At 62.0% G+C, this 12468-nt stretch carries 10 protein-coding genes and 1 pseudogene; 7 read left to right on the top strand and 4 right to left on the bottom strand.

Annotated features, from left to right (window positions below):
- The first annotated feature begins 73 nt into the window (after positions 1-73).
- The 4 genes from ACSQ8V_RS33085 to ACSQ8V_RS33070 all read left to right on the top strand — a co-directional run bounded on the left by ACSQ8V_RS33085 (position 74) and on the right by ACSQ8V_RS33070 (position 5344).
- Positions 74-853 carry a class I SAM-dependent methyltransferase gene (locus ACSQ8V_RS33085; protein ID WP_436209231.1) on the top strand — a complete coding sequence of 260 codons (780 nt, stop codon included), beginning with the start codon at positions 74-76 and terminating at the stop codon, positions 851-853.
- Positions 854-963: 110 nt separating this feature from the next.
- Complete coding sequence (locus ACSQ8V_RS33080) at positions 964-1671, top strand: ABC transporter ATP-binding protein (RefSeq protein WP_436208628.1); 708 nt, start codon at positions 964-966, stop codon at positions 1669-1671.
- Positions 1668-4238 (top strand): FtsX-like permease family protein, encoded by a 2571-nt coding sequence (locus ACSQ8V_RS33075; RefSeq protein ID WP_436208627.1) that lies wholly within the window; start codon positions 1668-1670, stop codon positions 4236-4238. The genes ACSQ8V_RS33080 and ACSQ8V_RS33075 overlap by 4 nt, the downstream gene beginning before the upstream one ends.
- On the top strand, positions 4238-5344 hold the full coding sequence (locus ACSQ8V_RS33070) for a lipocalin-like domain-containing protein (protein WP_436208626.1): 1107 nt from the start codon (positions 4238-4240) through the stop codon (positions 5342-5344). Before ACSQ8V_RS33075 ends, ACSQ8V_RS33070 begins: the two co-directional genes overlap by 1 nt.
- 160 nt (positions 5345-5504) lie before the next feature.
- On the opposite strand, the gene ACSQ8V_RS33065 is transcribed toward ACSQ8V_RS33070, so the two are convergent.
- On the bottom strand, positions 5505-5906 hold the full coding sequence (locus tag ACSQ8V_RS33065; protein WP_213766271.1) for a DUF3597 domain-containing protein: 402 nt from the start codon (positions 5904-5906) through the stop codon (positions 5505-5507).
- A 345-nt stretch (positions 5907-6251) separates the two neighbouring features.
- Between ACSQ8V_RS33065 and ACSQ8V_RS33060 the strand changes: the two genes are divergently transcribed.
- From ACSQ8V_RS33060 to maiA, 3 genes and pseudogenes are all read left to right on the top strand, one after another.
- Entirely contained in the window at positions 6252-7721 is a 1470-nt protein-coding gene (locus tag ACSQ8V_RS33060) for an MATE family efflux transporter (protein WP_436208625.1), read from the top strand.
- Positions 7722-8003: 282 nt separating this feature from the next.
- Positions 8004-8279: pseudogene (locus ACSQ8V_RS33055) on the top strand (hypothetical protein).
- Between the two features lie 179 nt (positions 8280-8458).
- Positions 8459-9121: a maleylacetoacetate isomerase gene (gene maiA / locus ACSQ8V_RS33050; RefSeq protein WP_436185975.1), complete on the top strand. Its 663-nt coding sequence runs from the start codon at positions 8459-8461 to the stop codon at positions 9119-9121.
- A gap of 57 nt (positions 9122-9178) precedes the next feature.
- On the opposite strand, the gene ACSQ8V_RS33045 is transcribed toward maiA, so the two are convergent.
- From ACSQ8V_RS33045 to ACSQ8V_RS33035, 3 genes are all read right to left on the bottom strand, one after another.
- Positions 9179-10273 (bottom strand): threonine aldolase family protein, encoded by a 1095-nt coding sequence (locus ACSQ8V_RS33045; RefSeq protein ID WP_436208624.1) that lies wholly within the window; start codon positions 10271-10273, stop codon positions 9179-9181.
- Positions 10274-10354: 81 nt separating this feature from the next.
- Positions 10355-11221 (bottom strand): AraC family ligand binding domain-containing protein, encoded by an 867-nt coding sequence (locus ACSQ8V_RS33040; RefSeq protein ID WP_436208623.1) that lies wholly within the window; start codon positions 11219-11221, stop codon positions 10355-10357.
- Positions 11222-11440: 219 nt separating this feature from the next.
- Positions 11441-12358 carry a LysR substrate-binding domain-containing protein gene (locus ACSQ8V_RS33035; RefSeq protein ID WP_213766262.1) on the bottom strand — a complete coding sequence of 306 codons (918 nt, stop codon included), beginning with the start codon at positions 12356-12358 and terminating at the stop codon, positions 11441-11443.
- Positions 12359-12468: the final 110 nt, after the last annotated feature.

The raw sequence follows: 12468 nt of genomic DNA, 5'->3' as shown, positions 1-12468 counted from the left end.
ATAAGACAGGATGCCGTACGGAGTGACAGAACGACATGAATCCAGCAAGCAGGAGCGCACGATGAACAAGGCAATACATGGCGTGCATCACGCCGCAGCAGACGGCTACGCGACAACGGCAACGGCCGACACCTATGTGCGCGGCCGGCCCGACTACCCGCCGGAGATTGCGGACTGGTTACGTAATCAGCTCGGGCTGCGCGCCGGGACGACCGTCGTGGATCTCGGCGCGGGCACCGGAAAATTTACACCGCGCTTGATCAGCACGGGCGCCAAGGTGATCGCAGTCGAACCCGTGGCCGCGATGCTCGGCAAGCTGTCCGCGGCGCACCCGCAAGTGCAAACGTACGCGGGTACTGCCGACTCGATCCCGCTTCCCGATGCATCGGTTGATGCCGTGGTGTGCGCGCAATCATTCCATTGGTTCTCGACCCACGCCGCGCTCGCGGAGATTCTTCGGGTCTTGAAACCGGGCGGCAAGCTCGGCCTGATCTGGAATTTGCGCGATGCCAACGTCCCGTGGGTCGCCCGGCTCGACGCAATCGTGAATCGGGTGGAAGGCGATACGCCGCGTTATTACACCGGCGCCTGGCGGTCCGCGTTTCCGTTCGACGGTTTCGGCCCGCTCAATGAACACCATTTCAGCATCGGTCATACCGGTTCGCCCGAAGACGTGATCCTGAACAGAGTGCGCTCCACCAGCTTTGTTGCAGCGCTGGACGCCGACAAGCGCGAGAAGATCGATGGCGAGGTCAAGGCGTTGATCGCGGCTGAACCGCTGCTCGCGGGAAAGGACGTGGTGACGGTTCCGTACGAGACGGCGGCGTTTTATGTCGAGAAGCTCGCGCGCTAGAAGGCGGTCAGGGTCGATACAAGGCGCAGTCGTGCCGTGCACACGCGCGGCACTTCTCTGTCACAGTGGAGGACTGCACCCCAGCCCCACTCACCAACGACCCGATCTCCATGACCCTTCGCAACAATGGCGTTCCTCCCGCACTCGAATGTCGCGGCTTGAGCAAGGCGTACGGCGCGGGCCGCGTGTTACTGGCAAGCCTTGACTTCTCACTCGATCCGGGGGAGTTCGTCGCGATCATGGGCGATTCGGGTGTTGGCAAGTCGACGCTTTTGAACCTGATCGCGGGCCTCGATCAAGCCGACAGCGGTGAAGTGCTGATCGACGGCACGTCAATTTCCAATCTCGACGATAACGCCGCCACTCGCCTCCGGCGGCAAAAACTCGGCTTCGTCTTCCAGGCATTTCACGTCCTGCCGCATCTCACGCTGGTTCAAAACGTCGCGCTTCCGCTATTGCTTAACGACACGTCACCGGCCCGCGCGCTCGACCTGCTGGAAGCCGTCGGCCTGGGTGGCCGTGGCGACGACTTTCCACGACAGCTATCGGGCGGAGAGCTGCAGCGTGTAGCAATCGCTCGCGCGCTGGTGCATCGGCCCACGTTGATCCTGGCTGACGAACCAACCGGCAACCTGGATCCCGAGACCGCGCACGAGGTGCTCTCGTTGTTCCGTGCGGAGATCAAGGCGAACGGCGCTGCGGCAATCATGGTCACGCATTCCATGGCGGCGGCAGCCAGCGCGGACCGGATACTTATCCTGAGCGAGCATGGCCTGCATGCGGGGCGATCGGAGCGGTCGGCTGGTGAATTTCAGTGAGCGAGCCCACGACAGAACCCTCGCGGCGAATTGCAGGCGGCCGGCTACTCGCACGCTGGCTGCTCGGCGCGGAGTGGCGCAGTCATCCGGCTCGAGCGATTGTGGCTATCGCAACTATTGCGTTGGGCGTGGCGCTCGGATATGCCGTGCAGCTCATCAACAGTGCCGCATTCAACGAGTTCTCCGCGGCCGCCAAGAGTCTTTCCGGCGAGGCCGACTTGCAGGTTCGCGGCGCGCAACCCACCTTCGATGAACAGTGGTACCCGCGTCTCGCAACCACACCAGGCGTAGCTTTAGCCAGCCCCGTTCTGGACCTGGACGTGACCGTGCCCGGCCAGACCGCTGCGTTGAAAGTACTTGGCATCGACGTTTTCAGGGCGAGCCGCATCACGCCGGAACTGATCGGCGTGCCGTCCGGGCAGCGTCCGCTCGATACCCTTTCCGACGACGCCATCTTCCTCTCGCCCGCTGCGCAACAGTGGCTTCACGTGGCGAGCGGCGACCATGTCGCGCTGCTTAGCGGTACATCGATTATTCGTTTTAGAGTGGCCGGCGGTCTGGTCAGGACGCGACCGGGACAACGCGTTGCGGTGATGGACATCGCCGCCGCCCAGTGGCGTTTTGGACTTGAAGGAAAACTCTCGCGCATCGACTTGCAACTGCAGCGCGGCGTCGATCGGGAACGCTTCAAACGCGAGTTGCAAGCGCGGCTTGGCAATCAACTGGTCGTAGCCGAAACACGCGACGATGAAAGCCGCACCGACCGTCTCTCGCGCGCGTATCGCATCAACATGAACGTGCTCGCGCTGGTGGCGCTCTTCACCGGCGCGTTCCTCGTGTTTTCAACGCAAGCGCTGGCGGTCGTCCGGCGCCGCGCGCAGTTCGCGATGCTGCGCGTATTGGGCTATACGCGCGGCCAGCTTCTACGCCAGATCCTGATGGAAGGAGCCCTTCTCGGCGTACTGGGTTCCCTGCTCGGCCTCGCACTGGGCTACGCGCTGTCGAGCATCGCGCTGCGCTTCTTCGGCAGCGACCTGGGCGGCGGCTACTTCCCGGGCGTGCAGCCTCACGTCAGTTTCGAGCCTGTTGCGAGCGCCATATTTCTTGCGTTGGGTATCGGCGTGTCCGTGCTTGGCAGTCTCGTCCCGGCGCTGGAAGCGGCCCGCGCACGACCGGCGGCGGCGCTCAAAGCGGGCAGCGAAGAAGGCGCGCTGGCGCGGCTGGCAACGCCCTGGCCCGCAGTGTCTTGCCTCGCGGTCGCGGGAATACTGGCGCTCCTGCCGCCGTTATTCGATGTCCCCATCCTCGGTTATCTCGCGGTCGCGCTGCTGCTGGTTGGCGGTATCGCGTTGATGCCGCGTTGCACGGCGATCGTGTTCACCGCGCTGAGCCGATGGCGTACCAACCGCCGTACGCGCGCCATCACGACGCTGGCGCTTGCCCGCCTCGCCAATGCACCCGGCCAGGCATCGATCGCCATGGGCGGGGTTTTGTCGAGCTTTGCGCTGATTGTCGCGATGGCCATCATGGTCGCGAGCTTCCGCGTATCTGTCGATGACTGGCTGACCCACCTCCTGTCGGCCGACCTGTACGTTCGAGTCGCGGCCAATGGCGACACAGCGAGCCTGAGCCCTGGCGAACAAACGGCAATCGCTGCGACGCCCGGCATCAGGCACGCCGCGTTCAGCCGCACGTCGCATCTCACGCTAGACCCTGCACGCCCCGCGGTGGCGCTGCTCGCGCGTGACATCGATGCAGCCGATCCGGGCGCCGCCATGCAGATGACCGGCCCCGTGCTGCCGCCGTCCGCCCTGCAGGATGGCGAGACGCCTATATGGGTCTCGGAAGCGATGGTCGACTTGTATCGATACAAGCTGGGGCAAAGGCTTAACTTGTCGATCGGCACACGCGGCGGGACATTCGTCGTAGCCGGCGTGTGGCGCGATTACGCGCGGCAAACCGGTGCTATCCAGTTACGGCTTGCCGACTACCGACGCTTGACGGGAGACACGGGCGCCACCGATGCCGCCATCGTCGTGGACCGAGGCGCGAGCGCGGAAGGTGTCATTGCGAACCTGCGCAAACTGCCCTTCGGCGCCGCGATGGAGTTCGCCGAACCCGGCGACATCCGCGCGCGGACGCTGACGATTTTCGACCGGAGCTTCGCGGTGACCTACCTGCTGGAAGCGGTAGCCATTGTGATTGGACTATTCGGTGTGGCGGCAACGTTCTCTGCGCAGACACTCGCTCGCGCGCGCGAGTTCGGCATGTTGCGGCACGTCGGCGTGACGCGCCATCAGGTGCTCGCGATCCTCGCGGCGGAAGCCGGCATGCTGACTGCGCTCGGCATTGCAGTGGGCTTTATCCTGGGCTGGGCGATCAGTCTCATCCTGGTGTTTGTCGTTAATCCGCAGTCGTTCCACTGGAGCATGTCGATGCATATTCCCTGGCATGTGGTGAGCACGGTGGCGCTGGTCATGCTGATTTCGTCGTGCGCTACAGCCGTGGTCGCAGGACGCAAAGCGGTTTCTCTCGATGCCGTACGCGCGGTGAAGGAGGACTGGTAATGCTGAATCGAGCCCGGCGATGGGCAATGATCGCGTGCGCTTGCGGCTTCATCAGCACACCTTCCATGGCGGTGGAATTCGCCGCAGTCACGCCCGATCATCCGCTGGTTTTTCCGCAGGACACTGGCGCGCATCCGGCCTTCCGCACCGAGTGGTGGTATGCAACAGGTTGGCTCAATCAGCCGGACGGCAAGCCGCTCGGTTTCCAGATCACGTTCTTTCGCTCGGCGACCGGACACGATCCCGCGGACCCGGGTGCGTTCGCGCCGACGCAGTTGATCATCGCTCATGCGGCGCTTAGCGATCCTTCACTGGGACGACTCGTGCATGATCAGAAGATTGCGCGTCAGGGTTTCGGTCTTGCTTATGCAAAAACAGATTACACCGACGTCAAGCTCGACGCCTGGCATCTCGTGCGTGCCGCCGATGGTCACTACACCGTCACCGTAACTGCCGCCGATTTCACGCTGGACCTGGCGCTCACGCCGACTCAGGCGCCGATGCTGCAGGGCGACAAGGGTTACTCGCGAAAGGGGCCGCTAGCCGCGCAAGCGAGCTACTACTACAGCGAACCGCAACTGCGCGTGAGCGGCAAGGTCACGCGCGCTTCGAGCGCGAAGGGCGAACCTGGACTTGACGCAGCAGTCACCGGCTCGGCGTGGCTGGATCACGAATGGTCAAGCACGGTGCTGAGCAGCGACGCCACGGGATGGGACTGGCTCGGCGCCAATTTGTCTGACGGATCGGCGCTGATGGCGTTCAAGGTGCGCGGACAAAACGGCGGGACCGTCTGGTCACACGCGGCGCGGCGCGATGCAAGCGGGCACGTGAGCGCATTCGATGGGGACCAGGTCAACTTCACGCCGCGCCGGACGTGGCGCTCACCACGCACCGGTACGTCGTATCCGGTATCGGAAACGGTCAGGACCGGCGCGCTCACGTGGCAACTCGATCCATTGATGGACGATCAGGAACTCGACTCCAGCCAGTCGACGGGCGCGGTGTATTGGGAGGGAGCGGTACGGGTGAGCCGTGACGGCGAGACCTTGGGTCACGGCTATCTTGAACTGACGGGATATGGGAAGGCGTTGAAGCTGGAGAGATAGCCGCGCTTGATTTCATAGCGCAGCGTCATGCAGAAACACTATGACAGGCGGATGACGCCGCTTGGGACTTAACAGTGGCGGGTCATGCTGGCACGCCGTCTTGCGATACTCATGCAAGCGCCTGCGCGTGCCAGCCGTCGCCTTGAGGGCGACGCCAAGCTTAACCCTTCAGGCTATCCGGCACCTTGCCACCATTGGCCGCAAGCTGCTCCATCACGGCTTTGTGAAGCCAGACGTTCATCGATGCGGAATCGTTGGTGTCGCCCGAATAGTGCAGCTCGCCGGCCAGCTCCTTACGTGCGCCAAGGCTGCTGTCGAGACCCAGCAATTTCATCAGGTCGACAATCGATGTCCGCCAGTTCAATTGCTCCGACGTATTCGCCTGCATGGCAGTCAGGACTGCTTCAACATCCACCGGTTCTGCGGCCGCAGCCGGTGCTGCAGCGGCGTCAGCCGCCACGGTTGGGTCCGCCGCAGGGGGCGCGGCCGGATCGGCGGGCGCTGTATTCGCGGGATGGCTTGAAGGGAAGATCTTGCTCAGGATCGTGCCGAAAATGCTCATGATGTTTGTCCTTGGTCGAGGTAGTCAACGACGTGGTGAAGCAGCGCGTTCGCCGCTGCGAGTGGAGGAGGAGCCGCCGTGCAAGACACGTTCCCGAAACCGTCAACGAATGTCATGTCTCGAGTCCGGCGCACAGCTGCAAGGACATTGTAGGTGATCAATCATCTTGAAAATGCCCTGACATAGAGAAGCCGCAACGCGCGCAGGATACTGTTACCGCGACATGCGTTTAACAGTGGAATCGTTTCGTTTCTGCTAGTGAGTACAGTGGACGATCATCCTTGCAGCCAGGGAAACAAAGATCATTCATGCGATGATTCGGCCACCACTACCCGATGCTCCGCCATGACAACAAAACGCCAGGTCGACTCCGCTCGCTTCGTACACGGCTCGACCTTGCGGCATGTCGTGGTCATGGCAGGAACCGGGGCAATTGGATTGATGGCCGTGTTCGCGGTCGACCTGGCTAATCTCTTCTACGTGTCGCTGCTTGGCGACACAGCGGTTGCCGCGGCGGTCGGATTCGCCGGCACCATCAACTTCTTCCACACCGCCATTTCCATTGGCATGACCATAGGCGTCAGCGCAACCGTCGCGCGGCTTCTCGGTGCGGGCCAGCGGACCAAGGCGCGGCAGGTGGCATCGGCGAGTCTGGTGCTGATGATCGTCATCACCGTCATATTGAGCGCCGCCACGCTGCTCTTCCTCGACCCGATCCTCAACGCGCTCGGGGCGGCCGGCGAGACGCGCGTACTGACCCGCGGCTTCCTGCTGATCACCGCACCCACGTACGTGTTCCTCGCTATCGGCATGTGTACGGCCGCGCTGATGCGTTCTGTCGGCGATGCCCGCCGTGCCATGACCGTCACGCTGACCGCAGCAGTGGTCACCGCGATCCTCGATCCAATCCTGATCTTCGGTTTTCATCTCGGGCTGACGGGTGCGGCCATATCGAACGATATAGCACGTATTGCGCTCGCGCTTGTCGGTCTCCATGGTGCAACCCGGGTCAACGATCTCATTGCCCGTGTCCGCTTTGCACGCTTGTGGTCCAACAGCCAGCCAGTCATGAAGGTCGCCCTGCCCGCCGTGCTGACCAACCTCGCCACGCCCGTTGCCAGCGCATACGTGACGCATGCAATGGCGCGTTTCGGCGCTGCCGCGGTGGCGGGGCAAGCCACCATCGACCGCATCACGCCCGTGGCGTTCGCAGTGATTTATGCACTGACCGGCGCCGTCGGTCCGATCATCGCGCAGAATCTCGGCGCGGGCCGCGCGGACCGGATTCGCGAAACGGTCCGCAACAGCCTCGTGTTCGTGCTGCTGACGGTCGCGGTTGCGTGGGCCGTGCTGGCGCTGGCTCAGGGCGGCCTGATCCGCGCGTTCTCGGCACGCGGCGACACCGCCGTCATCATCGCGGCGTTTTGTTCGTGGCTGGTGGCAAGTTATGCGTTCGTCGGCTGCCAGTTCGTGGCCAACGCGACCTTCAATAATCTTGATCGGCCGTTGTTATCGACCCTGTTCAACTGGGGGCGCGCGACCATCGGCACGGTGCCGTTCGTCGCGGCCGGGATGCGGCATGGTCCTGTGGGCGTGATGATCGGACAGGCCGCCGGCAATGCGATCTTCGGCACGATGGCGATGCTGGCCGCGTACGCCGTGGTCAAGCGCTTGCCAATGGGCGATTGCGCCGCGCTGGCCCGCAAGAGCAGCAACCGGCTTGAGCAATCATCCGTCAATGTCCCGGCCGCTGCCGCGGGAAATACCATGGCGCCGGACGTGGAGTTAAAGGAACTGCCTGTGCAAGGCGGTTAGGCTGTTAAGAGACTTAACCGCTTAGCGGTTTCTCTTTGCGTTCAAGCCTGATTCAGCTTTTCTCATTGGCGTTATCACGCCCCATTTTCTTAGCGAATTCGGCTAAGCCTGTTGCCTCCGATTATTCGTTTTGCGTGGAATCACTATTCCCCTCTATCGGTACAATATTTCGATAGTGCGCGCATATACTCCATTCCATCGACGCAGCGCATCAACCAGCAGGACCGCTGCGTAGCCCATGAAATGAAGTCACTGAGTCACTGATACGCATCGGAGCACATCATGAACAAGACCCTTATTGCATCGTTGTTAGTCGCCGTTGCCGCCGCCGTTGCAGCGCCCGCATTTGCCAGCAGCGGTTATGGTCCGGCACCGTCGTATAACCCGCAAGTTGGCGCACCCTCTTCGCAACGCGGCCAGAGCGCGTAAACCATCGCAGCGGAAAATGCAGCAAACAATGCTGACGCAAGCGCTTACGGCGGCGTGCGCAGCACCGCCACTCAATCCGGTAATCGCGTTCAAGCTGACGGCACGCGTTCGCTCTACTCGCATAACTGATCAAAGCCGAAGTTTGGCGCTTGGCAGCAAACCGATGCCCGGCGAACTCAGGTTCGCCGGGCATCGGCGTTTGTGGATATTTCAAGCTGCGGACACAGGCAAGAGCACTTTCATGCATAGTTAAGAGCCGTCGACTTAACCAACGTCGCCGCTACCGTCTACTACGAAGGAAGATCTCCATGTCAGAGCAAGCGCAATTCGAACTCTTCGCGTTCTGGCGCTCGTCCGCCGCATTTCGCGTACGTGTCGCCCTCAATTTGAAGGGCCTCAGCGCGCACGAACGAAATATCGATCTCGACGCAGGCGAACAACGCAGCGCCGAATTCCTGAAAATCAGTCCGCTAGGGTCCATTCCCGCATTGGTTGAACAAGGGCATGAACCGCTGACGCAATCGCTGGCGATCCTCGAATTCCTCGATGAACTCCAGCCTTCCCCACCCTTGTTGCCGAGCGATTTATACGGTCGCGCACGAGTGCGCTCGATTGCGTCCATGTGTGCAGCCGATACCCATCCGCTAGTCGTGCCGCGTGTGAAAAAGTATCTTCAGACAACGGGTGGATTCGACGATGCAGCGTGGCGCGCGTGGCAAATCCGCTGGTTCGGCACGGGTCTCACCGCAGTCGAAGAACGTCTGGCGGGCGCGCCGGAAACGGGCACGTTCTGTCATGGCGATGAACCCACCATGGCGGATATTTGCCTCGCGAGCATTGTCGCTGTGGCGCGTGTGTTCAAGATCGAGATCCCTGACATACCGACTATCGACCGGATCATGGCCACATGTGACCAGCATCCGGCATTCATGAAGGCCGATCCCAAGCGGCAAGCTGGAGCGCCGGGGTAAAGCGCGAGCGGCAAGGGGGTGCGGCTGCTAATGAATCCCGGCCGCCGCACCCTTGCTTTAATATCCCGCGCGACCCCTTGCCGCTTGTCCTGCCATTACACCGGCCTTCTCCGCATACGCTTCGGCCACTGACGCAATAATGCCGATAGCCTCCTGAACCTGCGCTTTCGTGATGTTCAGATACGGAATCGCGCGCACGCCGTCGGTGCCGGAAGGCAGCACATACAGACCCTTCTCGTACAAGCGCTCGACAAACTCGCCCGCAGGCAAGGACGTCACCACGAACCGGACAATATTCGTCTCGACCGTATTCACATCGATCTCGATACCCGGCAGTGATGCAATTCCTTGTGCGAGCAGACGGGCGTTTTCATGATCTTCGATCAGCCGCGCCCGGTTATTTTGCAGCGCATAGAGCGCACCGGCCGCAATGATCCCGGCCTGTCTGAAGCCGCCGCCAATCTGCTGCTTGAAGCGCCTGGCCCGCGCGATGAATTCACGCGATCCCGCCAGCGCCGATCCGACAGGCGCACCCAGTCCCTTGGAAAAGCAGACGCTGACCGTGTCGAAATGCCGGGCATATTCACTCTCCGCAATACCGGTCGCGGCCGTGGCATGCCAAAGCCGTGCGCCATCCAGATGCAGCTTCACGCCGCGCGCACGTCCTGCGTCGCATACGGCCTTGAGTTGCTCGAGCGGCCACACTTTGCCACCACCAATGTTGTGCGTATTCTCAAGACACAGCAGCCGGACGGGAGCGGGAATGGTGGCGGGAAAGAACCGGTGGGGCACACCGATAGCCGCTTCCACATCGCCTGCATTGAAGATGCCGCGCACGCCGGGTAACAAGCGCGGAAGCACGCCGGCATACGCTGCAGGCGCGCCGCCTTCGAGTATGTAGACATGGGCGTTCTGATCGAACAGAACGGCATCGCCCGGCTCGGTATGCGCCCGGATAGCCACCTGGTTCGTCATGGTGCCGGTCACCATGTAGACGGCGTCTTCCTTGCCGAGCAGATCCGCGACCTCGCGTTCGAGCCGTTTGACTGTGGGGTCGTCGCTATAGACGTCATCACCGACCGGTGCCGTCGCCATCGCGTGACGCATGGCTTCGGTGGGTTGGCTACAGGTGTCGCTGCGCAAGTCGATCATGGTTTTCTCCATTCAATGAATCGATGGAGTCCAGTCTGACGGACAGCCGAGCGTGTGCCTTGAAGAAAATTGCGGTTCTTTCTAACGAATCGCCGTGCTGGGCGGCACACCGTAAAAACGTCTGAATTCGCGGCTGAAATGCGCCTGGTCGCTGTAACCCACTTCAATTGCGACCAGCCTCGGTGCATGCCCTTTCAGTAACAAGCGGCGTGCTTTGTCCACACGACGTTGCACAAGATACGCATGAGGCGGCACACCGATCGCCTTCTTGAACTCGCGTAACAAATGAAAGGGACTCATGGCGGCCGCGCGGGCGATATCGTCAAGTGACGGATTCGCTGCCACGCTTGCATCGATAAACTCTCTTGCACGACGCACCGCGCCCGGCTCCGCGCGCGGCAGTTGAGCGCGCGGCATGCCCTGGCCATGCCGTGTCATGAGTTGGCGCAAGGCGTAGATCAGGCGCGATGCCTTTTCGAGTTGCGAAGCGTCCGAAGACTCGGAGCACAAGTGCGCGGCGTGCAGTGCCTGCAATGTTTCAGGGTCGTCTATGACCGATTCCGCGAAGAACGGCAAGTCGCGCGCGCTAACAGGTTCCGAGCCCGCCAGAACCATCGCCAGGCCCTCGGGCGGGATATAGATCATCCGATAGTCCCAGCCGACCTCGGTCGCGCCCCTGCCCTCGTGGAGCTGCCCAGGATTGATCACGCAGATCTTTCCCACCGGCATGATCAGCCGCTCCTTGCGGCCGCGCGTATAAGCCTGCGCGCCGCGTTCGATGAAACCAATCGCGTATTCGTCGTGTGCGTGAGGCGGGAATTGATGCGTCCGGTAAGCCGCCCGGAGCAATTCGGCATTTGCCAGCGCCGGCTCGCGCCAGATCCGCGCCCGGTTTGCAGGCGGGCTCCGGGTGTCGAGTGTGGATGGAACAGCGATAGGCGAAGTCATGATCGATCGAAGCGCCAGACGGGTCGCGCGTGCGGATTCTGAAACCTCAGATGCACGACGCTTGGCGAGAACGTTCAATCTAGCAGAAAAAGATCAGCGCCACAGGGGTGGGCTTTTGTACTGGCGTCACTGCTCCTGCGCATCTATTTCCTGCTTCACACGCACAAGTTCGCCCCCATGCGCCTCCTGCTGCCTCTCGATCCGCTCGGTCGGCACTGATCAGACAGCTTCGGCGAAACCTCGCAAACGGGCTGCTTCGATCGCCATCGTCTCCTTGGTGAGATCAAGGAACGCCTTCACCAGCGGGTTCGAATGCTGTAACTGAGGACAGACCGTGAAGCCGCGAAACATGACTTCCGGCGAGAACGGCCTGAACACGATGCGGGCCGGATTGGTATCGGAAGTGGCCAGCGGATTCACCACGCCCACACCCAGGCCACGCGCGACCATCGCGCAAATGGTGGCGCCGTAAGGCGTCTCGATCACCGGCACCTGGTTCACGCCGGCTTGCCGCAACGCGTGGTCGAGCGACGAGCGTGTGTCGTCGGCGTAGGACGGCAGGATGAGGCTCTGATCCCTCAAGTCACGCGCATGAATCCGCTTGCGCGCGGTGAGCGGATGTTTCGCGGGCAGCGCGCAGACCCCCGCCAGCCGATACAACTCCGCGCTGGTCACGCCGAACGCATCAGGCGTCGTGGTGGCAAAACCGACATCGCAATACGCCGACGATGCCCAGCGCTGGATCGTGCCCTCGCTGCGCATTTCCAGCGACACCGCAATACGCGGATAGGCCGCAAGGAAGCGCTCGATCACAAGGGGTACGAACGATAACGCCAGCACCGGCGGCGCCACCAGACGCAGCCGGCCACTGCCGAACTGGCGGATCTCGCGCGCTGAATGCCCAAGCTTTTCGAGTCCGACGAAACTGCGGTCGACCTCGCGATAGAACGCGGTCCCCGCATCGGTCGCCTGGATCCGGCCGCCGTTGCGCGTGAAAAGCGCCAGTCCCGTCGACGCCTCCAGCTCCGCGATCAGGCGGCTGACGCTAGGCTGCGAGGTGCCGAGTTCTTCGGCCGCGGCCGTCATCGATCCCCTCAGCATCACCAGCCTGAACGCTTCGATTTGCTTCTGGTTCATGTGCCCGCTCCCTTGATTTGCCCGGTCCGTAGGGAAGCTTGTCATATCAAAAATGAATAGCAGACGTTTTTGGCCGTATTTGACCGGATGACGGAAGCGCTCCTAGACTA

Origin of the sequence: Caballeronia sp. LjRoot31 (genome assembly GCF_964253885.1) — a bacterium.
GTDB lineage: Bacteria > Pseudomonadota > Gammaproteobacteria > Burkholderiales > Burkholderiaceae > Caballeronia.
Note: the sequence above shows the minus strand (reverse complement) of the source record. Positions and strands in the feature narration are given on the sequence as shown.